The organism is Vreelandella boliviensis LC1 (genome assembly GCF_000236035.1).
GTDB classification, from domain to species: domain Bacteria; phylum Pseudomonadota; class Gammaproteobacteria; order Pseudomonadales; family Halomonadaceae; genus Vreelandella; species Vreelandella boliviensis.
Window position 1 is genome coordinate 236,966 of record NZ_JH393259.1, and the last position, 24,974, is coordinate 261,939.

Genomic DNA, 24,974 nt, shown 5'->3' on the forward strand with positions numbered 1-24,974 from the left:
CTTACCGTCAGACCAATTGCGTAATACTGAATGCTAAATGATCCTAGCCACGCTGCCCAGCAGAACCCCAACGTATCTCATCAACTTAGTGTGGGTTTAGCCGGGAGGGAGTGAGGGCGCTTGAACGGTGTTAAGGAGTACGGTGCGCAGTGCATGGGCGGCTACGGAAAGCTCTTGGTGGGTCAAAATGCCGACTCGGCAGGAAATAGGGGGCGCTGTCAGTGGGATGCAGCGGGCACCCAATTCATGCATTTGACGAATGCACATGGAAGGCACTGCGCTGACGCCCAAGCCGTCGGCAACCATTCTCCCCACGGTGGAAAGCTGGTGGCTTTCAAAGGCCACGGTGAGCTCCATATGCTGCTTACTCAGCTCCTGTTCCAATAAACGACGCACCATGGAGGGGCGCTGAAGAGTAATGAAATCGTGGCTGAGCAGAGTCGACCAGGCGATCTGGGTGGCCTGGGTTAACTCAGAGTCAGGCGGCACGACAGCCACAAAATGGTCTTCAAACAGCGGCGTGAACAGCAGGCTGCCGGTACCTTCAGGAGAAAAAGCGATACCCATCTCTACCTGACGGGAGCGCACCATGGCGGTGACCTCCTCGTTGATGACATCGTGTACGGTAATGTTGATCTTGGGGTACTGCTGGCGAAATTTAACCAGCGCTGCAGGGAGCAAGTTACAGGCAAACGCGGGCATCGCCGCGACGCTGAGCCGCCCCAATTGAAGAGTGAATCGCTGGCGCAAGCGCTCCTCGGTATTGTCCCACTGGGCCAGCAGATGTTTGGCTAGCGGTAGCAGCGACTCACCTTCTGGGGTTAATCTGACGCTACGTGTGCTGCGAATCAGCAGTTTGCCACCCAGGGACTCCTCCAGGCCTTTAATCGCCAAACTTAGCGCCGGTTGAGATAGGTGCAGCCGCTCGCAGGCTTGAGTAAAACTGAGCGTTTGGGCGACCGCCAGAAAGGCGCGTAGCTGTTTGACAGTCATAAAGTGCCTTTTATAAGTTTTAAAAATAAATTGATAAGAAAAACAAACTTAACAAATATATCATCTCGCACAACACTGGCACTATCGTAAGATGCAGTCACCTATCATCGACACAGCACTTATCATCGACAGCACTTATCATCGTCAACTCTTATTACCAACAACAATGTGAGGCACAACAATGGCAGGATTCGATAAGCGTGTAGCTTCCTACGAAGAGGCAATGGAAGGCATCGAGAGCGGAATGACCGTGATCGCCGGTGGCTTCGGGCTCTGCGGTATTCCCGAGAACCTGATTGCCGAAATCAAACGCCGCGGCGTCAATGATCTCACCGTGGTGTCCAATAACTGCGGTGTAGACGGTTTTGGTTTGGGTATACTGCTTGAAGACCGCCAAATCAGTAAAATTCTGGCCTCTTATGTAGGTGAAAATGCTTTGTTTGAGAAGCAAATGCTCAACGATGAAATAGAGGTGGTATTAACGCCTCAAGGCACGTTGGCGGAAAAAATGCGCGCGGGAGGCGCGGGCATTCCCGCTTTTTACACCGCCACTGGCTATGGTACGCCGATTGGTGACGGCAAAGAGGTGCGCGAATTTAATGGACGCCACTGTATTTTAGAAGAAGCCATTATCGGTGATTTTGCCATTGTAAAAGGCTGGAAGGCTGACCGCTACGGCAATGTGATGTATCGCCATACGGCGCAAAATTTTAACCCCATGGCCGCCACGGCGGGGAAAATTACCGTGGTGGAAGTTGAGGAAATCGTTGAGCCGGGTGAGCTTGAGCCTAGCCAGATCCATACACCGGGTATTTATGTGGATCGGATTATTCAAGGCACGTTTGAAAAGCGGATAGAGAAACGCACGGTGCGCAGCTAACGCGCTATGCCTTCAAACGTAATACTTGCTTCTCATTTAACGATTCAACAAGAGGAAGTCACCATGGCTTTAACACGAGAACAGATGGCTCAGCGTGTCGCCCGCGAACTTCAAGATGGTTTTTACGTCAACTTGGGCATTGGTATTCCTACCCTGGTTGCCAACTACATCCCGGATGGCATCGATGTCATGCTGCAATCTGAAAACGGACTGCTGGGGATGGGCCGCTACCCCACTGAAGACGAGCTTGATCCAGATATGATTAATGCGGGTAAAGAGACGGTGACGGCCCGCCCAGGCGCCGCGATTTTTTCTTCAGCAGAATCGTTTGCGATGATTCGCGGTGGCCACGTTGATCTCACCGTGCTGGGTGCTTTTGAAGTGGATCAGCAAGGCAATATTGCTTCCTGGATGATTCCTGGAAAGCTGATCAAAGGCATGGGCGGTGCCATGGATCTCGTCGCCGGTGCTGATAACATCATTTGCACCATGACGCATGCGTCTAAGCATGGTGAATCCAAACTATTGGAAAAATGTGAACTGCCGCTGACCGGTGCTGGATGTATTAACCGCGTGTTGACGGATCTCGCTTACCTTGAAATCAAAGACGGTGCCTTTATTCTCAAGGAGCGCGCGCCGGGGGTAAGTGTTGAGGAGATCATCGAGAAAACGGCGGGTAAGCTGATTGTGCCGGACCATGTTCCCGAGATGACGTTTGATGCCGAGTAAGTACCGCTTACATTCCCCGAGTGATAAACAGCCCGAAGGTTAATAAGGATAGATAGAGAGCGCAGTGAGACGTTAGCGCCACATTTCGCTAGCGTCTCAGGCCATTTCACAGCGCGTATGGTGGGGCAGCAGTAAATCGGCAATACGCTCGTGATTATCTTCAACGTGCTTTTGGACTAACGCTAGACCGCCTAAGCAGAGGCGATGCTCATCTCCATCGGCGAAGACTGTTTTTTGCGGTGTGGTGGGGTAAAAACGGTGATCCAGTAGTGATGACACTGTGAATACACCGTTTTGCTGCCCCTGCAGGCTTGGCATGCCCACTTCGTTTAGGCGTTGATCCAGCGTATCCATGGGCTCCCCAAGCTGCCCACAATCAAAGCCAGCGTGATGCAGGCGGGGGCCCATGACCGCTATCCAGGCAGCCAAGGGGTGCGCTTGCTGCAGTTGTTGATAAAGCGCCCAGCTAGGCATCGGCCAGGGCCGTCCGCGGCAGAGTAAATTATGCCCCTTGCAGTCCTGGGGGTGGGATTGTTGCACCAGCCCTTCAATGGCTTCCCGTGGCGCCTTAGATAATGTACCCATTTGCAATTCTGCCAGCACCAACCAGCTACTGTCGTCGCTTGGGGCAAGTAGATGCACTAGCAGCCCTTTATCAGCCATGGCGTAGTGGCCCATCGGGCGATAGCCCATATGAGCTAAGTTGCCAGTAAGCGCGGCAGCGGTAAAAGGGCCGTAATTAAGCGTTACTAGCGTTAAATATTCGGCCGCCGTTGATAACGGCCATAGCCTAAGGGCGCCGATATCGGGGTGAGTATGTACATAGTCAAGCCATAGCTGCTGAGCAAACTCCTGACGCTGCATGGTGAACTCCTTGCCTAAAGTGGCACAAACTAGCGTGAGCCATTAAATAACTGCCAGTATAGGCAAGCGAGGTAAGCAAGGGTTCAACGGGTATTAACGAGCGGTTAAACGGCAAGCAACTGTTGGTCGCGGACCAACTGGTCAAATTCAGTAAAGCCGCCCACATGGGCTTGATCGACAAACACCTGCGGTACGGTGTGAATGGGTTTACCTGCTGTTTTGGCGATATCTTCTTTAGTTACGCCTTCGGTAGGCATATCCACATAGCGATAACCTTCAATTTTGCCGACTTTTTCCAAGTGCTCGGCAAGCTGTTTTGCGCGCACACAGAAGGGGCATGACATCCGACCAAAAATAACCACAAACATAGGTGGCGCTCCTTTACGATAAGCAGAGTAAGTTACCAAGTAGACAGTAACCGAATGGAAAATAGCCGTTGGCTAAACGATAAATTCGCGCCTATTGTGGCTGAGCAGAGGACGTTACGCCAATAGCAACTCACTACACGAACCATTAATGCCCGTTATCATCTTGGAACACGAACAAGCCTATGCAAACGCTCACCGCTGACAAATACACCTTCCTTGCTGAACTGGCGAAGGCGTACCGAGACCTCCACTTGCCTTCGATTAAACAAAAGAGTGACTGGAACCCGCGTTTAGGGGTGGATGCGCTATGCTTTCAGCATCATGGCGATGAGTACCTGGTGGGTGCGTTGATTACGCCCTGTGAGTTGTGGTTGGTCGTAGTGCCTGGCCATTCCCTGCTTACTGAGCATTTGGCGGATACGCTTACGCTCTCACTGCCCTCAGGCGCCTATCAGCTATCCCTTGAGCGCTTACCAGACGGCTATGAACTCTATAAGCGCGCCATTTTGCGTGATTTGGGCGAGCTTGAAAATATGCAGGAAGCCGCAAGGCTGGCACAGCAAATGATGGCGCGTTTAATGCAACCTGCTGATGAGCCCAACGCCTAGGCGCGGATAGCTATACTGACACTATTTATACTGACGCTATTTATACTGATAGTGCCTTCCCATCCAAGTAGTGAAAAAGGAAATTGCCTATGACTTCCCAAACCGTTACAACGCCTCGAGTTGCACTGGTAACCGGCACTAGCAGCGGCATCGGTGCCGCTGTGGTTAAGCACTTTTGCGAATTAGGCCATCAAGTACTTGCCGTCGATTTTAATCCAGCGGGTAAAGCGACCGCTGAAAAAGCTGGCGCGGCTTTCTTTGAAGCTGACCTCACCGACCCTGATGCCTGCCGTGCGGCGGTGGCCGATGCGGTTAAGCGTTTTGGCGGTGTTGATATATTGGTCAATAATGCCGGAATTCAACATGTTGCCTCGATTGAGACATTCCCCGAAGAAAAGTGGCGTCAAATTATGGATCTGATGCTGACGGCGCCTTTCTTGCTGACTCAGGCGGCGTGGCCGCATATGCGTGAAAAGGGCTGGGGACGCATCGTTAACGTGGCCTCGATACACGCCCAGGTGGCTTCACCGGGTAAAGCGGCGTACATCAGTGCCAAGCACGGTATGATCGGTTTGACCAAAACGGCAGCGTTAGAGGGCGGCGAACAAGGCATCACCGCTAATGCGGTATGTCCTGCCTATGTAAAAACCCCGCTGGTGGATAATCAAATCGCCGACCAGGCTAAATTACACGGTATGGATGAGCAGGAAGTCATCGAAAAAGTCATGCTCAAAGAGGCGGCGATTAAGCGCTTGATTGAGCCTGAAGAGGTGGCGCAATTAATCGCTTACTTGGCATCCGACGCTGCAGGTGCCGTGACCGGCTCAAGCTTTAATATTGATCTAGGCTGGACGGCGCATTAAGTAAGATCTCCGGCCCCAGGCATTAACGTATCGTAATCGAGTGGGGCTGGACCAGGGAAGTACAGGGTCTAACGACGCACTGGACGTTTTTGTAATTTGCGCTGCAGGGTACGGCGATGCATACCCAGCGCCCGGGCGGTGGCGGATATATTGCCGTCATGCTCCTGCAGCACTTTCTGAATATGCTCCCAGGTGATGCGGTTAATCGAAGGAGGGTTATCAGCAAGCTCAATATCCGGGTCGCCAGTTTGGCGCTCAAAAGCGATTAATACATCGTCGGCATCCACTGGTTTACAGAGATAATTAACCGCGCCAAGTTTCATTGCCTCCACCGCTGTGGCAATGCTCGAGTAGCCTGTCAGCACCACAATGCGACACAGGGGTACGGTTGCAAGCAGCTCGGGAAGCAGTTTTAAGCCTGAGCTGTTTTCCAGTTTTAAATCAAGCGTTGCCATGGTAGGTGAATGCTGTGCGGCCATGGTCAGGGCCTGCTCTGCATCGTGGGCAACGATGACGTCGTAACCGCGGCGCGTTAGAGCGCGATTCAGCACATGACAAAACATCTCATCGTCATCAATGATCAGCAGGCGTTGCTCTCGCGTTTGCATGTTGTCCTCAATCCATTACTGGCGGTGCTTGGGGCGGACGCGTTTAGTTTGGCGCCGCGCAGCGAGGCAGCGTAACTTCCGTTAGCGTACCCCCTTCAGGGTGATTATACAGGCTTACGCCGCCACCAAAGCGATTGATGGTGGCATGCGTTAAAAACAAGCCGATGCCCATGCCCTTGCTTTTAGTCGAAATAAACGTCTCACCCAACTGGTCGGCAATCGACATGGCCACACCCGGGCCATGGTCACGAATATCGATCACCACGCTCTCACTCTGCCAGTCTAAGCGTATGGCAATGTGTTCTGGGTTGGCGTCAGCGGCGTTATTCAGTAAATTGGTTAACGCTTGGTCGAGCGTGGCATCGACTGCCAGCCAAGGCCTGCCGCGTTTTTCCGCTACATCGAATTGATGGCTTACATCTGGACGAAGCACCAACCAGCGCTGCACAACTCCCGCCAGCCAGACTTCAGCGTCGAGCACTTCGGGTTCTGCCATGCGTCGCCGATCAGCATTAGAGACCAAATTTTGAAGACGTGATTTGCATACGTCTACCTGCTGGCGAAGTAAATTAATGTCCTGACCAAGCGCGGAATCGGCGGGGGCGTCGGCCTGCATCTCTTTGAGGAGGACTGCCATTGTAGAGAGTGGTGTGCCCAGTTCGTGGGCAGTGCCCGCAGCTTGGGTAGCGACCGCCAACACCTGCTCATTCCGCAGGGCGGCTTCCCGAGTGGATGAGAGCGCTTGATCACGGCTACGCAGCGCGTGAGCCATTTTATAGATAAAAAACGTCACTAAACCCGCAGAGAGACCAAAGTTAAGCCACATGCCTAATATGTGCAGGCTCAAGGGGCTATCACTATTGATATGGCCCAACTGAGGGATAGGGTAGTAAGAGAACATTAAAAAGGTGTAACCCGTCATGGAACAGGCGGCGATGATCCAGGCGTGGCGCCAGGGCAGGGTGGCGGCGGCAATGGTAACCGGGACCAAGTAGTAGGTGATAAAAGGGTTGGTAGATCCGCCCGAGAAGTAGAACAGCAGCGTTAAGCCGGTGATATCGGCGAGTAAATGCAGCAAGTACTCTAGATGTGTCACCGCGCGTGGCCGCCCTAGCCGCCACCAGGTGGCGATATTGAGTACGCCCATGGAAATGACCACGCTCACCACGGCAGTCACCGGTAAATCAAAGGCGAGCAGCTCAACACCGACAACAATGGCCAATAAAAAACCGGTCCAGGTGATACCGCGCACAATCGTCAGCCGTACTAGGTTGAGGTTGGGCGTAGAAAGCGGAAGAGGTAGGGCTGTTGTCATGTTGGACTTACTTCGCCTTGGATTTAATGCCATGAATGACAAATTTAATCAGCAGGGTCATGACGTAGGTTGTCCAACCTGCAGATGCCAATATATTGAATAGCAACATTTTAGGCGGTAACCAGGCGCTACCCAGTAAAGCTTCAAGCATGATGTGGAAAAACATAGCCAGCAGCAGCGGCAGCGCCAGAGTATGGATCCACATATCTGTGCGCCGCTTGCGGATATGGTAGCGGCGTAGCAAATAACGTAGTGGCCGATGAGCCCAGCAGAAAACCACTAGAGCGCCAATCACCAATAAGCTGGCGAGAGTGGGTTCCGTGCTGCCGATATGGACGGAGAGTGAAATCGACCAAGCGAGGCTTAGCCACATCAATCCTTCCAGGCTGGCAATAATATCCGCATAGCGCCGCACGTTCTGCATAAACGACCAAATCCTTAGCGTAAAAAACTAACTGTTATAAACGACTGTGAAAAACTAACCTTAGGTATGGGTCTTAAAAACAGCGCCATGATACGACACTTGGACGGGGGTGTGGGCGCTTGAAGTGCGGATTTATCCCGGCGCGCAATTGCGTATACTGTGTACACCGCATTTTATCCGACCTAACACCACTACAGGACTTGCCGTGGATACTGTGACACTGACCCGCCCCGACGATTGGCACCTTCACTTGCGTGACGATGAGGCACTCAAAGCGGTAGTAGGTCATACCGCCGCGCAAATGGGGCGGGCGATCATTATGCCCAATCTCACCCCGCCAGTTACAACCACGGCCCAGGCGCATGAATACCGTCAGGATATTCTCGCTGCCTTGCCAGCGGGCAGTTCCTTCGAGCCCTTAATGGTGCTCTATCTCACCGATACAACGCCGCCTGAAGAGATCGAGCGCGCGGTGCAAAGTGGCATTGTTAAAGCAGTGAAGCTTTACCCTGCGGGTGCCACGACTAACTCCGACTCAGGGGTTACCGATTTAGCCCATTGTGACGCAACTATCGAGATGATGGCGAAGGTCGGCATGCCACTTTTGGTGCATGGTGAAGTTACCGATGCAGAGATCGATATTTTTGATCGCGAAGCGGTATTCATTGAAACAGTAATGAAGCCACTGATGGAACGCCATCCATCGCTGAAAGTGGTGTGTGAGCATATTACCACCCAGCAGGCAGCTGAGTTTGTTGCCCAGGCGCCGGATAACGTGGCCGCTACCATTACCGCCCATCATCTGCTGTTTAACCGCAATAAGATGCTGGTGGGTGGCATTCGCCCTCACTACTACTGCCTGCCCATCCTTAAGCGTGAGCAGCACCGCCAAGCGTTGCTAAAAGCAGCCACCAGCGGTAGCCATAAGTTCTTTTTGGGCACCGATAGTGCGCCCCACTCCCAGGGCGCTAAAGAGTCGAGCTGCGGCTGTGCCGGTGCCTATACCGCTCCTGCGGCTATTGAGCTTTACGCAACCGCCTTCGACGAAATGGATGCCCTGGACAAGTTGGAGGCCTTCGCCAGCCTTAATGGGCCGCGTTTTTATGGGCTATCGCCAAACCCAGACACCATTACGCTAGAGCGACGCGAGTGGACGCTGCCGGAAAGCTACGCATACGCCCAGGGGGAGAAAATTATTCCGCTGCTGGCGGGGGAGTCGCTTAGCTGGGCGATTAAGTCTTAACAAGCGCCGTCGACGGTTTAACGGTCGACGGCATTGAGCACTTAGCAAACCCTGTTAGGCGTTACCAAGCTGCTTCAGCATTTGATCAACCATACGTGATGAGTGGTCGGCAGCCACTTCCAGAAACTCATCGAAGGAGAGGTGGTTGTCGCCACTGCCGGGAATATCAGAGAGCGCACGTATAACCACGAAAGGGCACTGGTAGAGGTGGCACGTTTGGGCAATGGCGGCACCCTCCATCTCTACCGCAAGCATGCTGGGGAACTGGGCGCGGGTGGCATCTACTCGGGCAGGATCGGCCATAAAGGCATCTCCGGTGGCGATCAAGCCTTCGCGCACCTGGACTTCACCTAAAGAGGTGATGGCGTTACGCGCTACTTCTCGTAGCGCTGTGTCGGCTAAGTAGGCGGCGGGCATTCCCGGCACTTGGCCTATCTCATAGCCAAACACTACGGCGTCAACGTCGTGATGGCGTACTTCGTCTGAAATGATCACATCGCCAATTTCTAGATCGGTGGCAAAGCCACCGGCGGAACCGGTGTTGATTATGGCATCCGGCTGATGGCGCTCTAATAAAATAGCTGTGCCCACCGCGGCGTTGACTTTACCTATCCCTGATTGCAGCACAATGACCTCAAGGCCGTAACGCGTGCCGGTATGGAATACAAACCCGGCGTGCTCATAGCGCTGGGAGTTGTCCAACTGGCCCACCAACGTGCTCACTTCCTGCGCCATTGCGCCAATAATACCAATACGCTTCACTGCGCCATGCTCCTAAATAAAAAGGGTGATGATTAACTCAGGCGTGATCGAGTGCTAAGTCGTGTTGCTCAGCGGCTTCCAATGTATTTTCCAGCAGTGTTGCGACGGTCATTGGCCCAACGCCACCGGGTACGGGGGTAATAAAGCTAGCGCGTTCGGCAGCGGCAGCAAAATCAAGATCGCCTTTTAACGTGCCATCCTCCTGGCGATTGATACCCACGTCGATCACGATAGCGCCCGGCTTAATCCATTCTCCTTTGACGATACCCGGCTTGCCGACAGCCACTATTAAAATATCGGCACGGCTAACGTGATCTTCAAGATTTTGGGTAAAACGGTGACATACGGTGGTGGTGCAGCCCGCAAGCATCAGCTCGAGCGCCATTGGGCGGCCTACTATATTAGAGGCGCCCACCACGGTGGCATCTAAGCCGCGCAGTGCAATGTCGCTCTGCGCCAGTAGGGTCATGATGCCTTTTGGCGTGCAGGGGCGCAGGGAGGGCATACGCTGCGCTAAGCGGCCAATGTTGTAGGGGTGGAAGCCATCGACATCCTTGTCCGGACGAATACGCTCTAAAATAGGCTCGGCATCCAAATGATTAGGCAGCGGCAATTGAACCAAGATGCCATCAACGGCAGGGTCGCTATTGAGCTGGTCAACTAGCGCTTCCAGCTCATGCTGCGAGGTAGTGGCGGGCAGGGCGTGCTGAAAGGAGAGAATACCCGCCTGTTCGCAGGCGCGGTGCTTATTACTGACATACACTTGAGAGGCGGGATCGTTCCCGACCACAACCACGGCTAGTCCCGGTGCCCGCCCGCCTGCTTGACGGCGTGCGGCGATCTTTTCAGCAACCTGTTGGCGGACAGTAGCAGCGATGGCTTTGCCATCGATTAGTTGGGCGGTCATGTAATGGAATCCCTGTGGATGTTAAAAATGGCCTAGGCGCTAAAGAGCTCACGCAACAGCGCTTTAGAGATGGTAATTTTCGCACGCTGGAGCATCCAGGCAAAGCGTCTTCATTAACAATCACTTTAATGGTTGACTTTAAAATTAAAAATAGTAATATATGCCTCGCTTGAGACGGGCAGCACGGTAGCGTCTAAAGTGATTAAAGTCGGGATGTAGCGCAGCCTGGTAGCGCGCCTGCTTTGGGAGCAGGATGTCGGGGGTTCGAATCCCTCCATCCCGACCATTCACTTAGCAAGAAAGGTAGTAGTTTGCTTTTCCAAGCTGCAGTTGTGGTCTAGTGCTCATCAGTATTCATTTCTCATGAATGCTAAATGTGCGCCCATAGCTCAACCGGATAGAGCAACGGCCTTCTAAGCCGTAGGTTGCGGGTTCGATTCCTGCTGGGCGTGCCACCTAATTCAGTGGTATCAACCTGTCAGAATCATATCTTCAAGCACATATCTTCAAGCAAATGGTTTCTACGTAAGATTGTCTATGGTGGGTGTAGCTCAGGGGTAGAGCCCCGGATTGTGACTCCGGTGGTCGTGGGTTCAAATCCCATCATCCACCCCAGTGACAATGTTTGCGTAAGTGACAATAGCTGCGTTTCCAGTTTTAGGTTGTGGTGGGTGTAGCTCAGTGGTAGAGCCCCGGATTGTGACTCCGGTGGTCGTGGGTTCAAGTCCCATCATCCACCCCATTACCCCAGCATATTTTCCCTTCCCTTCCCTTCCCTTCTGTTCTTTATCTAATTTGTATAGCTACTAAATTCTTTTTTGAAATTATGCCCTTAGCAGGGATCTTTTGCGTTTCTGGCTTTTAGGCTCCCCATGCTCTATCTAACGCGGCATCACCTTAATGCGGTGGCCCGCCATATGGGTGAGCGGTTCAGGCCTGCCAAGTAAATTCCCCTGAGCGTAGTCAATACCCATGTGGTAAAGCGTGTCCAACGTTGCTTGCGTTTCCACAAATTCAGCAATGGTCTCAATCCCTAGCGCTTTGCCAACGGCATGAATCGCCTCAACCATAGCCCGGTCAATCGGGTCCATATCCACATTGCGGATAAAGTTGCCGTCTATTTTTAAATAATCGACGGGCAACTGCTTCAGATAACTAAAAGAGGATAGGCCGGTGCCAAAGTCATCCAGTGCAAAGCGGCAGCCGTAATCTTTCAGGGTAACAATTAATTCACTCACGTGTGAGAGTTGGGCAATGGCGGTGCTCTCGGTGATTTCAAAGCACAGCGTGCCGTGGGGCAGGCCAGCCATGGCGACTTGAGTAATAAGATCGTGACAAAAATCAGCATCGGAAAGCGACGCTCCCGAAAGATTGATCCCCCACAAGCTATGAGACGGCAATGTCGCGTGGCGGTTTTGATCCCCTAGCCAGGCTAGGGTGTTACGAATTACCCAGCGGTCAATGCGTTCCATAAAGTGATAACGCTCGGCGGCGGGTAGAAAACTACCTGGCGTGATGACCTGGCCATGCTCTTCAAGTCGGAGCAGAATTTCGCGGTAGCCAGGGCCAGCGGCACAAACGGCTGTAATTGGTTGGGCGAAAAGACGGAAGGTGTCGTTATCTAAACCATATTGCAAGCGTTGAACCCACTGCAACTCGCCGTGTTTCTCCAGTAATGAATGATCGTCAGGCTGATAGTGGTGAATGCGATTGCGGCCTGCCTCTTTCGCGGCGTAGCACGCCGCGTCGGAGGCGTGGAGAGCCTGGCTCAGTTGCATGGGATGAGCGGCATTGAGTTCAACCAAGCCAATGCTCACGCCGATGCCAAAGTTATGCCCCTGCCAAACAAAACGGTACTGTTCGATATCGCAGCGCAACGCTTCGGCAATCGTCAATGCACGCTCTATACCGCAATCAGGTAGCAACAAAGCGAACTCATCGCCACCCAGGCGGGCGGCGATATCGCTGCTGCGCACATGGTCTTTCAATTTTAACGCTAATTGGCGCAGTAGTTCGTCTCCCGCAAGATGGCCGCAAGTGTCATTGACGATTTTGAACTGATCAAGATCCAGGTAGCACAGCACGTGGTGGCCATCGTCTCGATTGAGTAGCGCACTGAGCGCGGATTCGAAGGCGCGGCGGTTGAGCAGGTCAGTTAGGTTGTCGTGGCTGACCTGATAGTTGAGCTGTTCGGTAAGCTGGCGAGTGAGGCTGACATCCTGAAAAACGACCACTGCTCCTAAGGTAATGCCGCTGCGCGACCGTATTGGTGAAGCGCTGTGTTGGATGGGAGTGTGCGTGTGATCTCGATTAGCCAGCAGGCAGTGCTCGGTGGAGTGTACTGGGGTTAGCTGGGTGAGCACTTGACGGGCTGGGTTGCTAAGCGGTTCCCCGCTGGCTTCCTCAAGTAATTGATACACCGCGTAGATGGGCTTATTAATGGCCTCTTCGAGTGTCCATCCGGTCAGGCGCTTAGCTTCCGCATTGATAAACGTCACGTTACCACTGGCGTCACAGGTAATAACGCCATCACCGATGGATGCCAGTGTGGTGCGGGCAAGGTCGCGTTCACGGTTCAGCTGCTCCTGGAGCTGTTTGCGTTCGGTAATGTCACGCACCATACCCGAGCGCTCTGACACGGAGCCTGTGGCCCCCTCGCTGACTTGTATTTCCAGGTAGCGCACCTGCATATCTGCGCAACGGCGTTTAATTTCGTGGCGCGCCCCAGGAGTAAGGGTATGCCCCGGCAATAGCTGTGAAACAGGTTGCCCAATAAACTGTAAGGCTTCTACTTCGAAGAGTTGCTCTGCCCCGGGGTTAAGGCTTGTCAGGGTACCGTCTGCCTGCCAGGTAATCACCCCATCGCGCAGGTTGCGAAGCATCACGCGGGTATGCCCAACAGCGCGTTCAAGAGCGGTAGTTACGCGATTATAGCTTGCTGCTATTTCACCTACTTCGGTAAACGGATCGGCGTCAATTCGCTGGCGCATATCGCCTTGTTGTTCGTGCTGGCGCATATGCTCAAGCAGTTGGTTCAGCTCATTATTGGCGCCATGCTCGGCGAGGTTGAGGCCGATCTTTTCTGCTTGAGGGGAGACACGAATGGGTAGGAAACGCCGGGTGATGCGGAACAGCAGCCAGGCGCTGCCAAAGCTCCAAATGCCGCACACCACTACGCCCATCAACTGGACACCAAACTGAGCGGATCTAGACAGGCCGCTATCCAACAGCGTTAAGTCTGCGACCCAGGGTAGTGCTAGCGTCCCCCATATGCCCGCGACGAGGTGCGAGGGTATGGCACTGACTGCATCATCAATATGCTTACTTAGCAGCCATTCGCTGGTCAGCACCATCAGTACGCCGCTAACCGCACCCAGTCCAAAGGCTGCCGATAAAGAGATCACATGAGCGCTGGCGGTTACGGCGACCAAGCCCGCAATGGCGCCATTAATTGCGTACATCACGTCGGCGTAGCGCCGCGTACGCAGCCCCATCAGCATGCCCGAAAGGATCCCGCCGACGGCGCCCAAAACAGTATTGGCTATTATGCCGGGTATTTGTGCGGTAACGGCCAGGGTGCTGCCGCCGTTAAAGCCAAACCAGCCTAGGATCATAAACAGCGCGCCTAGCATAGCGAGGGGGAGGTTGCCCGAAGGGAAGGCGGTAGGTGGTTTGCCATGATTGAAGCGCCCGCTGCGTGGGCCGATACAGAGTACCGCTGCCAGCGCTACCCAGCCGCCCACACTATGCACGACCGTTGAGCCGGCAAAATCGACAAACCCAAGCGACCCTAGCCAGCCTTCCGAGCCACCCAAAAGCCCACCCCATGTCCAGTGGCCAAATACCGGGTAGATAAGCAAGGCTATCCAGAGGGCCGTCCAGGTATAGGCTAAAAAGGGCATACGTTCTGCCACCGCCCCCGACACAATGGTAGCGGCGGTGGCGCAAAACATTGCCTGGAAAATAAAAATGGTAATCACCCAGCTACTGGAAGCTTCTAACTGCCAACCAAACAGCGTCGTGCCGATTAAGCCGTGGTGAGAGTCGCCAAACATGATGCCAAAACCGACTAACCAAAAAACACTGACGGCAATGGCAAAGTCCGCTACGTTTTTCATAGCGACGTTGATAGCGTTCTTGGTGCGCGTAGTGCCAGCTTCCAGGCAGAGAAAGCCAGCTTGCATCACAAATACCAAGACAGCGGCCCACAGTACCCAGAGTGTGTCGAGCAGCGAGCTATGCAAATCTAGCGTGGCAGGCATGGTGTGTTCCTCAGCAGCTTTTGGTGCAAGTGCGCTTCTTTTTGGTGCTTTGTTTGTTTTGCGCAGAAGGAGGAGAGACCGTTGCATCGGGGCTAATCGAATGCCATTAAGGTTTCCTAATAGAAACTAAGCAATTGTTATGCCGCTAATAGTGGAGTCATCCTTTTTAACGCTCATAGCAGCATTAATTGCTGATTATTTTAATTAAAAGAGTGTTTTTCTCTATATAAATGCGTATGAATTGGTGATATTTTTCAAATAGTTATCGTTCTTCAATAGTGGTTATTAATCGGCGAAAGGGAGTGCATCAAAATGGCGCGTCAAACGGTAGTGTTGGGAGCAGGCATGGTCGGCGTCAGCATCGCCTGGCATCTTCGCCAGCGAGGACATGAGGTCACCCTGGTGGATCGCCTTCAACCTGGCCGCGAAACTTCGTTTGGCAATGCGGGAATCATTCAGCGTGAAGCGGTAAGGCCGTACCCTTTTCCCCGTGACGTCAAAACGCTGCTCAGCGTCTTACCTAATCGTCGGGTGGATATTCGTTATCGGCCGGCAGGTATGGTCAATGCCGCCTCCCCGCTATTGCGCTATTGGATGAATTCAGCGCCGAAGGCTTACCAGAAAATTGTGCCGGAGTACGCCTCACTGATTCAGCTTTCGCTCAAAACCCATGGCCCGATGATTGATGCTGCAGACGCCAATCACTTGGTGCGCCGTCAGGGGTGGCTTGAGCTTTATCGCACTCCTGAAAAACTTGCCGCACGGGTAAAAGAAGCCGAAGAAGCACAACGCCTTTATGGCGTACAGTTTGAGCAACTGGATAGGGCGGCACTTGCGGAGAAAGAGCCTTCTCTGAGTGACACTATTATCGGTGCGATTCACTGGCTTGACCCTTGGACCGTTGCTGACCCAGGCGGGTTGGTCGCGGCTTACGCTCAAGCGTTTAGTAATGATGGCGGGCGCATTTTGCAGGCGGACATTCAGTCAGTTAAGCAGGTGGGAGAGCGCTGGCAGGTTAATACCGCCTCTGAAACGTTAGAATCTGAAACATTAGAAGTAGATGACGTCGTGGTGGCGCTAGGCCCCTGGGCGGGAAGCTGGTTAAAAGAGCTGGGCTATCACTTTCCTACTTTTGTTAAGCGTGGCTACCACATGCACTACGCACCTAAAACGCCAGCCAAGCTACATTTCTGGGTCATGGATGCAGAGGTCGGCTACCTGCTGGCGCCGATGAACGCTGGCGTTCGCTTGACCACTGGTGCTGAGTTGGATCGCTTGGATGCGCCTGCGGACGTTAATCAATTAGCAGCAGCTGAGAAAGTCGCGCGCAGCGTATTCCCGCTAGGCGAGCGCCGAGATGAAGCCCCTTGGAAAGGCGCGCGGCCCTGCTTGCCCGATATGAAGCCGGTGATTGGGCCAGCACCAAGGCATCCTGGGCTATGGCTTGCCTTTGGTCATGGTCATCAGGGCTTTACGTTAGGGCCTGCGACAGGGCAGTTGCTCGCGGATATGATGGAAGGGCAGCCAACGTCAATTGATATGGCACCATTTCGTGCTGACAGGTTCTAGCTAGCACTATATACATTAATGATTAGGCGATTTAAGCCGATAACAGTAGATACTAGCATCGCAAATAGGAACGATATCTTTGCGCGTAACCTAATGCTTTGCTAGTTTATAAGCACATTTGCACACCATGAGGTGGATATATGGATGTAGGCATCAGCAGTTCAGTGAGTGCGTCGCTTTATATGAATCAAGCGCAAACTCCTGAACAGGCTCAAATGCAGGTGTTTAAAGAAGCGCTAGATACTCAGGCACAACAAGTGACCGAAATCATGGCCTCTGCTGACACTGGCGCTCAGCCAGATTTAGCCAAAGAGGGCAGTGTAGGTACGCAGGTTAATACCTACGCCTAGAGCCCAGTATTTAGTGACTAGCATCGGACTTGTGCCGTTTAGTACGATAAAACGCTGACCTAGTCAGCGTTTTTTTGTGACCTTTTCAAGGACGTCTTCAAGAGCGTCACGTTTGACGCCACCCGCGACAACAGCTGCTTCCAAGCGTTACAATTGATGCAATAGACATTGCTCAACGCGCGGTGGTCAGTCGATAGAGTGCTGCGCTGAGTACTAATATTTGAAGAGGCACAATGAAAGAGACTCAATTAGCCCGTGAAGCGGAGCTTCGCAGGACCTTCGCTATTATCTCGCACCCCGATGCTGGTAAAACCACGATCACCGAAAAGATGCTGCTGTTTGGCAATGCCATCCAGATGGCGGGCTCGGTCAAAAGCAAGCGCAATGATCGCCACGCTACCTCGGACTGGATGAAAATGGAGCAGGAGCGGGGTATCTCGGTAACGACCTCGGTGATGCAGTTTCCCTACGGTGGCCGTATTGTTAACCTGCTGGATACCCCGGGTCACGAAGACTTCTCTGAAGATACCTACCGAACGCTCACAGCGGTTGATTCTGCATTGATGGTAATCGATGGCGCTAAAGGCGTTGAGGATCGCACCATTAAATTGATGGAAGTGTGTCGTCTGCGTACTACGCCGATTCTCACCTTTATTAACAAAATGGATCGCGATATCCGTGACCCGATTGAGGTGATGGATGAAGTCGAAACGGTACTGAATATTCAGTGTGCGCCGATGACCTGGCCGATTGGCATGGGTCGCCACTTTAAGGGCGTTTATCACCTCTATAACGACGTGGTTCATCTTTACACCCAGGGGCAGGGCAGCCGAATCCCCGATGATAAGCGCATTGAAGGCTTGGATAGTCCCGAAGTGGATGCCGTGCTTGGTGAGGAGCAGGCCGAAGAGCTGCGCATGGAAGTAGAGCTGGTGCGTGGGGCGTCCCATGAGTTTGATCTGGATGCTTATCGCCGGGGTGAGCTTTCGCCGGTCTATTTCGGTACCGCCATGGGTAACTTTGGGGTGCGCGAGATGATGGATGGCTTCGTCGAGTACGCGCCACCGCCCCAGGCCCACGAAACCGATACTCGGGTAGTCACTTCCGAGGATGATCGCTTCACCGGCTTCGTATTTAAAATCCAGGCCAATATGGATCCCAACCACCGTGATCGCATCGCGTTTTTGCGGGTCTGTTCAGGCAAGTACGAAAAGAACATGAAGATGCGCCATGTGCGTATAGGCAAGGACGTTAAAATTGCCGATGCCCTGACCTTTATGGCCTCTGATCGCTCTCAAGTGGAAGAAGCTTGGCCTGGCGACATTATCGGTCTACACAATCACGGAACGATTCAGATCGGCGATACCTTTACCGTAGGTGAGGATATGCGCTTTACCGGCATACCCCACTTCGCTCCCGAACTATTTAAGCGCGTGCGGCTTAAAGATCCACTAAAGATGAAAGCGCTACAAAAGGGCTTGCAGCAGCTTTCAGAAGAAGGGGCTACTCAGGTCTTTATGCCGATGGATAACAACGACCTGATTCTAGGCGCCGTGGGTACGCTGCAGTTCGATGTGGTCGCCCATCGCCTGAAAGAGGAGTACAAGGTCGACTGCTTGTACGAAGGCGTTAATGTACAGACCGCCCGCTGGGTCTACTGTGAAGATGCTAAAAAGCTCGAAGAGTTTAAGCGTAAGGCCAGCACCAATCTGGCTATCGATGGCGGTGGTTACCTCACCTATATCGCGCCTACCCGGGTTAATCTGCAGATGACCCAGGAACGCTGGCCAGACATTCGCTTCCAGCCTACCCGCGAACACTAGTCGTTCACATGCTAATTGACGCCCACTGCCATCTCGATTTTGCCCAGTTCGATCATGATCGGACTGAGGTGTTTGACTCCGCTAAGGCAGTGGGCGTGGTACGCTTTGTGGTGCCGGGCACGACTCGTTCTCGTTGGCCGCAAGTGCTGGCGCTGGGCGAGCGGGCGGATACGTCAGTATGCTTGGGCTTGCATCCTTACTTTGTAGATGAGCACCAAGCGTCGGATATTGACTCGCTTGATCATTTGCTCGGCGAGCACTCAGAGTTAGTAGCAGTGGGCGAGTGTGGTATTGATGGCCGCTTTACCGACACACTTGAAGCGCAGTGGCACTACTTTGATGCCCAGTTGAAACTAGCTAAACAGCATTCGCTGCCGGTAGTGGTGCACTGCGTCCACGCCAGCGATAAGGTCGCTAAGCGCCTTAGTCAGATTGCGCTTCCAAAGGCAGGACTGATACACGCCTTTTCAGGCTCAATTGAGCAAGCGACGAAGTTTCTCGATCTGGGGTTCAAGCTTGGGGTGGGCGGTGCAGTCACCTATGAGCGCGCCAAGCGGTTACGGCAAACCGTTAAGGCACTGCCTGACGATGCTTTTGTGCTTGAAACCGATAGCCCTGATATGCCGCTTAGCGGCTATCAGGGGATGCGTAATGAGCCTTGTCGAGTAGCAGAGGTATGTAACGTTGTGGCCAGCCTGCGTGGGCAAACAGTGGAGCAGGTCGCGGCCCAGAGCAGCGATACCGTCGCGACGCTATTTGGCTTATCTAGAGCCTAGAGTCCCTAACCGTTAAGGCTAACCGCCAGCTGTTCCGGATCCACACGCTCAATCGCATAGGGTAACGGGAGAAGGGCCGCTGGCGCGCCTGCCAAAAAGAGAGGCGTCTGTTCTTCGGCGACTTTGGTGTTCATGACCGACAGCAATTCAACGCTGCCTTGATTATTAAAAGCGCTGACTACCACTTCGCCTACCGCTTTATCGTCACCATTAACCACGCTAGTGCCCGCATCAGGCAGTGATGCTGCCTCTACACTGATGCGCATCAGACGCTTTTTCACCTGACCACGAAAGTGTGCCCGGGCAACGACTTCCTGACCGGTGTAACAACCCTTTTTAAAACTAATGCCACCCAGCGCTTCCCAGTTAAGCATCTGAGGCAGGAAGTGATCTTGTTGGGCATCGGTTAGCCACGCCAAGCCGCTACGAATATCCTCAAGCTGCCAAGCGTTGCGGCTCGCTGGGTCATCTTGAACCGACGCTACATCGACTTTGGTGTCGTTATCGAAACACAATAGCCAACGCGGTGTCTCACCGGGGTAGCGAATTACGCAGGCTTGGTCGTTGTTGGTGTGGGTGCCCACTTGATCAGGTAGCTCCAGGCCCAACTGATCCGCAAGCGATTGGGCCTCATCGCCGGCGCCAATCAATAAAAGGTCGGGCAGGGTGATCAATTCCGCCCGGTAGAAGGCAGCGAATTTTTTAAGATGGTTCGCTAAGCTATCCAATAAGGTGTTGCTGAGCAGCAGTCGGTAGTGCTGCTCGCCCAAGCGCAGCAGTTGAGCGTTGGCCAACATGCGGCCCTTAGGCGTGCAAAAACAGGTGAGCGGCGCAAAGTGTCCATTGGCCAAGCTTACCTGGGCGCTGGTCTGACCCTGAAGAAATTTTTCTGCATCCGCCCCCTTCACATCCAGTGCGGCTAAATGGTTAAGGCGGACGCTGCCAAGGGCCGGGGTGCTAGCGGTAACGGTCGCCATAAAAACTCCTGAAAAGTGGGAAAGCGTTCGGTAGTGATGTGTTCAGTACGAAAGAGTCAAAGGTATCTTTAGCACTACTAAGTGTGGGCAGTCTGCGCTGATTGCAAGGCACCATTAGCGTGCTAGACTCTTTCCTTTGTATCAGTTTTGCACAGGTCAACAGGCAGGGAAACGCTATGGCGCAGCAATCGTTAACATTCCAAGGTGTTAAATCGGTCGATCAGGTGAACAAAATCACCACGGCGCTGATGATGCTTGACGGCGTCGATAGCGCCGAAGTGGGTCGGCATGGCGCCGATGTGGACGGTCGGGCAAAGCGCGAGACGCTGATTAATGCCATTGAAAAACTCAAGCTAGGTGTAAAGGTATCCTAATGCACTCTCCCATTACCGTGATCAGTGAACGCAACCATGTCTTTAGGCAGCGGGTTGAAGTCAATGGGCTGGACGATCTCTATGCCGATGTGCCAGCGATCGTTGGCGGAGAGGGAAGCGCCCCAGATCCCCACGACTATTTCGATATTGCATTGGGTACCTGCAAAGCGATTACCGTGCAGATGTACGCCAAGCGTAAGGAGTGGCCCCTTGAGGGCATCACCGTTACCGTTCAGCGCGATGACAGCCAGGAAAAGAAGGGCATCTACAAGCTAGACGTGGCCTTAACGCTGCACGGTATTGATGACCCAGAGCAGCGCACCAGGCTTGAAGATATTAGCCACCGCTGCCCCATTCAGCGCCTTATGACTCAGTCAACGGTCGAGATCGCCACGCGATTAGTTTAATTTATCTGTTTAGGAGCACCGATGAGCAAAGCCTTCCGATTGCAGTCAAAATTTCAGCCAGCTGGCGACCAGCCTGCCGCCATCAAGGGGCTGATTAGTGGTCTGGAGTCAGGGCTTGCCCATCAAACCCTGCTGGGGGTGACCGGGTCGGGTAAAACCTTCACCATGGCCAATGTGGTCGAGCAACAGCAGCGCCCAACCATTGTGATGGCGCCGAACAAGACTCTCGCGGCCCAGCTGTACGGTGAGTTTAAAGCGTTTTTCCCCGATAACGCGGTCGAGTATTTTGTCTCCTACTACGACTACTACCAGCCGGAAGCCTACGTGCCTTCCTCGGATACTTTTATCGAGAAAGATGCTTCGATAAACGACCATATCGAACAGATGCGGCTTTCGGCCACCAAGGCACTACTAGAACGCCGCGATGCGTTGATTGTGGTATCAGTGTCGGCGATATATGGTCTGGGTGACCCTGACCAATACCTAAAAATGCGCCTGCACTTCACTCGTGGCGAGCTCATCGATCAGCGCGCTTTCCTGCGCCGTTTGGCTGAGCTTCAGTACACCCGCAATGATATGGATTTCCGCCGCGGTACTTACCGTGTGCGCGGCGACGTGATTGATATCTTCCCCGCCGACTCTGACGAAGAAGCGGTGCGGGTAGAGCTGTTTGACAGCGAGATTGACACGATTCGCCTGTTTGACCCGTTGACCGGTGCCGTCCACGGCGAGGTGCCGCGGATGACCATCTACCCCAAGTCGCACTATGTCACCCCAAGGGAAACGATTTTGGGTGCCATTGATGCCATTAAAGAGGAGCTTAAAGAGCGCCTTGGGTGGATGCGCAAGCATGAGCGACTGGTAGAGGCACAGCGTCTTGAGCAGCGCACTCTTTACGATATTGAGATGATGCTGGAGCTGGGTTACTGCAATGGTATCGAAAACTACTCCCGCTACCTCTCTGGGCGTGCCCCAGGCGAGCCACCGCCGACATTCTTTGACTACCTGCCCGATGACGCACTGCTGTTTATTGACGAATCACACGTCAGCGTGCCCCAGGTAGGTGGTATGTATAAAGGCGACCGCTCGCGCAAAGAGACCCTGGTCGAGTATGGCTTCCGGCTGCCTTCGGCGCTGGATAACCGACCCATGAAGTTTGAAGAGTGGGAGTCAATCTCTCCGCAAACGATCTTTGTTTCCGCTACGCCAGGCCGCTACGAGGGTGAACACGCTAGCCAAACGGTAGAGCAAGTGGTTCGGCCCACCGGGTTGCTGGACCCTGAAATTGAGGTGCGTCCTGCCAGCACCCAGGTAGATGACCTGCTTTCGGAAATTGGTTTGCGCACTGCGGTAGGCGAGAGAGTGCTGGTGACCACACTAACCAAGCGCATGGCGGAAGACCTGACCGAGTATTTTGACGAGCACGGCATCCGGGTGCGCTACTTACATTCGGATATCGACACCGTCGAGCGGGTTGAGATTATTCGTGATTTACGCTTGGGCAAGTTTGATGTGTTGGTGGGCATCAACCTGCTGCGCGAAGGCCTGGATATTCCCGAAGTGTCGCTGGTGGCGATTCTTGATGCGGATAAAGAGGGCTTCCTGCGCTCTGAACGCTCTTTGATACAGACCATTGGCCGCGCGGCGCGTAACGCCCACGGCAAAGCGATTCTCTACGGTGACCGGATTACCGACTCAATGCGCAAAGCGATTGATGAAACGGAACGGCGGCGGGCGAAGCAAACAGAGCACAACCTTGAGCATGGCATTACGCCGACCACCGTGACGCGCTCGGTGGCCGATATTCTTGAAGCCGCCCAGGCGCCAGGCAAAAAGAGCAGTCGTCGTCGTGGCAACGAGCGTAAAGTGGCAGAAAGCGCCGCCGAGTATGATGTCACCACTATGAGCAAGCAAGACCTGCTGGGGGCCATCAGCAAGCTTGAGGATGCCATGTTTGAAGCCGCCCAAAACCTCGAGTTTGAAGAGGCGGCGCGGCTGCGTGACCAGCTTCATCAAATGAAAGAAAAACAGCTGGCGCTGGGCTAAAGGTATGCCAGAAGGCCCAGAAATTCGCCGCGCATGGGGCTCTTTCTGCCCCCCTATATAGTCAGGGTGTAAAGACTTTTAATTTTTATACCGTTATCTTGTTGCTAAAAACACATCTACATCAAGATTTGCTCGAAGTAAATAGTTCTGCGCAGCAGAGTGCTGCTGCGTCAGAGCCAATACGATATACTGGGTTTACGCTAAGACGGCACCTCCGCAGGCGCGGATAAAAGCCGCTGACTAGACGTTAACCTAGGAGCTAATAGACCATGACCGTGATTCGCCAGGACGACGTTATTCAAAGCGTTGCCGATGCTCTGCAGTACATCTCTTACTACCATCCCAAAGATTTTATTGACGCCATGGCAGATGCCTACGAACGCGAAGAGAACCCCGCTGCTAAAGACGCCATCGCACAGATTTTGATTAACTCGCGCATGTGCGCCACTGGGCACCGCCCGATTTGCCAGGATACCGGCATCGTCACCGTGTTCGTTCACGTGGGCATGAACGTTACCTGGGAAGCGGACATGAGCCTGGACGACATGATCAATGAAGGTGTTCGTCGTGCCTACCTGTTGCCGGATAATATTCTGCGCGCCTCAGTGCTGGCGGATCCAGACGGTAAGCGCGCCAACACCAAAGACAACACGCCAGCGATTATTCACCACTCGATTGTGCCCGGCGACAGTGTCGATATCCATGTGGCGGCGAAGGGCGGTGGCAGCGAGGCAAAATCCAAGTTTGCTATGCTTAACCCCTCTGACAGCGTCGTTGATTGGGTGATGGAGCAACTGCCTAAGATGGGCGCTGGTTGGTGTCCTCCCGGTATGCTGGGGATTGGTATCGGCGGTACCGCCGAAAAGGCCATGCTGATTGCCAAAGAGGCGCTACTCGATCCTATCGATATTCAGGATCTGCAGGCTCGCGGGCCTAGCACCCGTTCCGAAGAGCTGCGTTTAGAGCTGTTTGATAAGGTCAACAAAAGCGGTATTGGTGCCCAGGGTCTAGGTGGCTTGACCACCGTGCTGGATATTAAAGTCAAAGACTACCCGACCCACGCAGCCAACAAGCCTGTAGCGATTATTCCTAACTGCGCGGCGACGCGTCATATCCACTTCACCTTGGATGGCTCCGGTCCTGCAACGCTAGAAGCGCCTAAGCTTGAAGACTGGCCTGAAATTACTCGCGAAGCAGGTGATAACGTTAAGCGAGTCAATCTTGATACGGTGACACCTGCGGAAGTTAAAACCTGGCAGCCCGGTGATACACTGCTATTGAACGGTAAGCTGCTCACTGGCCGCGATGCTGCCCATAAGCGCATGATCGATATGCTGGCCAAAGGCGAACCGCTGCCTGTCGATATGAGAGGTCGCTTTATCTACTACGTCGGCCCGGTTGATCCAATTGGCGATGAAGTAGTGGGACCTGCGGGCCCGACCACCGCCACACGGATGGATAAATTCACCCGCACCATGCTGGAAGAAACTGGCCTGCTGGGTATGGTCGGTAAAGCAGAGCGTGGACAAATCGCCATTGACGCCATCCGAGATAATGAGGCGGTGTACTTAATGGCGGTAGGGGGGGCAGCTTACCTGGTGGCTCAAGCGATTAAGAAATCGCGAGTAGTGGGCTTCGAAGACTTAGGTATGGAAGCGATCTACGAATTTGAGGTCGAAGATATGCCGGTGACCGTTGCCGTTGATAGCCTAGGGACATCGGTGCATCAAACCGGGCCTGCGAAGTGGAAAGAGATTATTGCCCAGACGGCGTAATGGAGTGATAAGGTTGATTAGGCATTAAACGCATAGGGCCTCGCTGACGGC

Annotated in this window: 23 protein-coding genes and 4 tRNA genes; 17 read left to right on the plus strand and 10 right to left on the minus strand. The window is 53.5% G+C overall.

The features are described 5' to 3' along the window. Positions 1 to 96 precede the first annotated feature (96 nt). Positions 97 to 993 (minus strand): LysR family transcriptional regulator, encoded by an 897-nt coding sequence (locus KUC_RS15575; RefSeq protein ID WP_007114185.1) that lies wholly within the window; start codon positions 991 to 993, stop codon positions 97 to 99. A 181-nt stretch (positions 994 to 1,174) separates the two neighbouring features. On the opposite strand from KUC_RS15575, the gene KUC_RS15580 reads away from it, so the two are divergent. Next, the gene (locus KUC_RS15580; protein WP_007114186.1) at positions 1,175 to 1,873 is read left to right on the plus strand and encodes a CoA transferase subunit A; all 699 of its coding nucleotides are present in this window, start codon (positions 1,175 to 1,177) and stop codon (positions 1,871 to 1,873) included. A gap of 63 nt (positions 1,874 to 1,936) precedes the next feature. Then, on the plus strand, positions 1,937 to 2,602 hold the full coding sequence (locus KUC_RS15585) for a CoA transferase subunit B (RefSeq protein ID WP_040481228.1): 666 nt from the start codon (positions 1,937 to 1,939) through the stop codon (positions 2,600 to 2,602). A gap of 96 nt (positions 2,603 to 2,698) precedes the next feature. Here KUC_RS15585 and KUC_RS15590 read toward each other — a convergent pair whose 3' ends face one another. Then, positions 2,699 to 3,466, minus strand: a complete 768-nt coding sequence (locus KUC_RS15590; protein WP_007114188.1) for a VOC family protein — start codon at positions 3,464 to 3,466, stop codon at positions 2,699 to 2,701. 104 nt (positions 3,467 to 3,570) lie between these two features. Continuing rightward, complete coding sequence (locus KUC_RS15595) at positions 3,571 to 3,834, minus strand: GrxA family glutaredoxin (RefSeq protein WP_007114189.1); 264 nt, start codon at positions 3,832 to 3,834, stop codon at positions 3,571 to 3,573. 182 nt (positions 3,835 to 4,016) lie between these two features. Here KUC_RS15595 and hybE point away from each other — a divergent pair, with 182 nt between their 5' ends. Further along, on the plus strand, positions 4,017 to 4,442 hold the full coding sequence (gene hybE, locus KUC_RS15600) for a [NiFe]-hydrogenase assembly chaperone HybE (protein WP_007114190.1): 426 nt from the start codon (positions 4,017 to 4,019) through the stop codon (positions 4,440 to 4,442). An 89-nt stretch (positions 4,443 to 4,531) separates the two neighbouring features. Next, the gene (locus KUC_RS15605) at positions 4,532 to 5,305 is read left to right on the plus strand and encodes a 3-hydroxybutyrate dehydrogenase (protein WP_007114191.1); all 774 of its coding nucleotides are present in this window, start codon (positions 4,532 to 4,534) and stop codon (positions 5,303 to 5,305) included. A gap of 68 nt (positions 5,306 to 5,373) precedes the next feature. Here the strand turns inward: KUC_RS15605 and KUC_RS15610 are convergent, their stop codons facing one another. From KUC_RS15610 to KUC_RS15620, 3 genes are read right to left on the minus strand one after another with little or no spacing between them, the layout of a single operon-like run. After that, positions 5,374 to 5,913 carry a response regulator transcription factor gene (locus KUC_RS15610; RefSeq protein WP_007114192.1) on the minus strand — a complete coding sequence of 180 codons (540 nt, stop codon included), beginning with the start codon at positions 5,911 to 5,913 and terminating at the stop codon, positions 5,374 to 5,376. A gap of 43 nt (positions 5,914 to 5,956) precedes the next feature. After that, complete coding sequence (locus KUC_RS15615; protein ID WP_007114193.1) at positions 5,957 to 7,228, minus strand: ATP-binding protein; 1,272 nt, start codon at positions 7,226 to 7,228, stop codon at positions 5,957 to 5,959. Positions 7,229 to 7,235: 7 nt separating this feature from the next. After that, on the minus strand, positions 7,236 to 7,652 hold the full coding sequence (locus tag KUC_RS15620) for a hypothetical protein (protein WP_007114194.1): 417 nt from the start codon (positions 7,650 to 7,652) through the stop codon (positions 7,236 to 7,238). 205 nt (positions 7,653 to 7,857) lie between these two features. Between KUC_RS15620 and pyrC the strand changes: the two genes are divergently transcribed. Beyond that, on the plus strand, positions 7,858 to 8,895 hold the full coding sequence (pyrC, locus tag KUC_RS15625) for a dihydroorotase (protein ID WP_007114195.1): 1,038 nt from the start codon (positions 7,858 to 7,860) through the stop codon (positions 8,893 to 8,895). Positions 8,896 to 8,949: 54 nt separating this feature from the next. Here pyrC and mtnN read toward each other — a convergent pair whose 3' ends face one another. Both mtnN and folD read right to left on the minus strand, forming a co-directional pair. Beyond that, positions 8,950 to 9,657 carry a 5'-methylthioadenosine/S-adenosylhomocysteine nucleosidase gene (gene mtnN, locus KUC_RS15630; RefSeq protein WP_007114196.1) on the minus strand — a complete coding sequence of 236 codons (708 nt, stop codon included), beginning with the start codon at positions 9,655 to 9,657 and terminating at the stop codon, positions 8,950 to 8,952. A gap of 37 nt (positions 9,658 to 9,694) precedes the next feature. Then, positions 9,695 to 10,564 carry a bifunctional methylenetetrahydrofolate dehydrogenase/methenyltetrahydrofolate cyclohydrolase FolD gene (gene folD / locus KUC_RS15635; RefSeq protein WP_007114197.1) on the minus strand — a complete coding sequence of 290 codons (870 nt, stop codon included), beginning with the start codon at positions 10,562 to 10,564 and terminating at the stop codon, positions 9,695 to 9,697. A 209-nt stretch (positions 10,565 to 10,773) separates the two neighbouring features. On the opposite strand from folD, the gene KUC_RS15640 reads away from it, so the two are divergent. The 4 genes from KUC_RS15640 (at position 10,774) to KUC_RS15655 (ending at position 11,306) form a co-directional block, all read left to right on the plus strand. Further along, positions 10,774 to 10,850, plus strand: a tRNA-Pro gene (locus KUC_RS15640). A 92-nt stretch (positions 10,851 to 10,942) separates the two neighbouring features. After that, a tRNA-Arg gene (locus KUC_RS15645) sits at positions 10,943 to 11,019 on the plus strand. Between the two features lie 85 nt (positions 11,020 to 11,104). Next, positions 11,105 to 11,179, plus strand: a tRNA-His gene (locus KUC_RS15650). A 52-nt stretch (positions 11,180 to 11,231) separates the two neighbouring features. Further along, positions 11,232 to 11,306, plus strand: a tRNA-His gene (locus tag KUC_RS15655). Positions 11,307 to 11,445: 139 nt separating this feature from the next. On the opposite strand, the gene amt is transcribed toward KUC_RS15655, so the two are convergent. Beyond that, a complete protein-coding gene (amt, locus tag KUC_RS15660; RefSeq protein ID WP_007114199.1) occupies positions 11,446 to 14,826 on the minus strand; it encodes an ammonium transporter in 3,381 nt (1,126 codons plus the stop codon). A 312-nt stretch (positions 14,827 to 15,138) separates the two neighbouring features. Between amt and KUC_RS15665 the strand changes: the two genes are divergently transcribed. The 4 genes from KUC_RS15665 to KUC_RS15680 all read left to right on the plus strand — a co-directional run bounded on the left by KUC_RS15665 (position 15,139) and on the right by KUC_RS15680 (position 19,344). Further along, entirely contained in the window at positions 15,139 to 16,395 is a 1,257-nt protein-coding gene (locus tag KUC_RS15665; RefSeq protein WP_007114200.1) for an NAD(P)/FAD-dependent oxidoreductase, read from the plus strand. 140 nt (positions 16,396 to 16,535) lie between these two features. Continuing rightward, positions 16,536 to 16,745 (plus strand): putative motility protein, encoded by a 210-nt coding sequence (locus KUC_RS15670; protein ID WP_007114201.1) that lies wholly within the window; start codon positions 16,536 to 16,538, stop codon positions 16,743 to 16,745. Between the two features lie 233 nt (positions 16,746 to 16,978). Further along, entirely contained in the window at positions 16,979 to 18,568 is a 1,590-nt protein-coding gene (locus KUC_RS15675; protein ID WP_007114202.1) for a peptide chain release factor 3, read from the plus strand. 8 nt (positions 18,569 to 18,576) lie between these two features. Continuing rightward, positions 18,577 to 19,344, plus strand: a complete 768-nt coding sequence (locus tag KUC_RS15680) for a TatD family hydrolase (RefSeq protein WP_007114203.1) — start codon at positions 18,577 to 18,579, stop codon at positions 19,342 to 19,344. A gap of 5 nt (positions 19,345 to 19,349) precedes the next feature. Here the strand turns inward: KUC_RS15680 and ygfZ are convergent, their stop codons facing one another. Continuing rightward, on the minus strand, positions 19,350 to 20,321 hold the full coding sequence (gene ygfZ, locus KUC_RS15685) for a CAF17-like 4Fe-4S cluster assembly/insertion protein YgfZ (RefSeq protein ID WP_007114204.1): 972 nt from the start codon (positions 20,319 to 20,321) through the stop codon (positions 19,350 to 19,352). A gap of 176 nt (positions 20,322 to 20,497) precedes the next feature. Between ygfZ and KUC_RS15690 the strand changes: the two genes are divergently transcribed. From KUC_RS15690 to KUC_RS15705, 4 genes are all read left to right on the plus strand, one after another. Further along, positions 20,498 to 20,695, plus strand: a complete 198-nt coding sequence (locus tag KUC_RS15690) for a hypothetical protein (RefSeq protein ID WP_007114205.1) — start codon at positions 20,498 to 20,500, stop codon at positions 20,693 to 20,695. Beyond that, positions 20,695 to 21,102 carry an OsmC family protein gene (locus KUC_RS15695; RefSeq protein WP_007114206.1) on the plus strand — a complete coding sequence of 136 codons (408 nt, stop codon included), beginning with the start codon at positions 20,695 to 20,697 and terminating at the stop codon, positions 21,100 to 21,102. The genes KUC_RS15690 and KUC_RS15695 overlap by 1 nt, the downstream gene beginning before the upstream one ends. Before the next feature lie 21 nt (positions 21,103 to 21,123). Beyond that, on the plus strand, positions 21,124 to 23,148 hold the full coding sequence (gene uvrB / locus KUC_RS15700; protein ID WP_007114207.1) for an excinuclease ABC subunit UvrB: 2,025 nt from the start codon (positions 21,124 to 21,126) through the stop codon (positions 23,146 to 23,148). Between the two features lie 269 nt (positions 23,149 to 23,417). Next, a complete protein-coding gene (locus tag KUC_RS15705; RefSeq protein WP_007114208.1) occupies positions 23,418 to 24,923 on the plus strand; it encodes a fumarate hydratase in 1,506 nt (501 codons plus the stop codon). Positions 24,924 to 24,974: the final 51 nt, after the last annotated feature.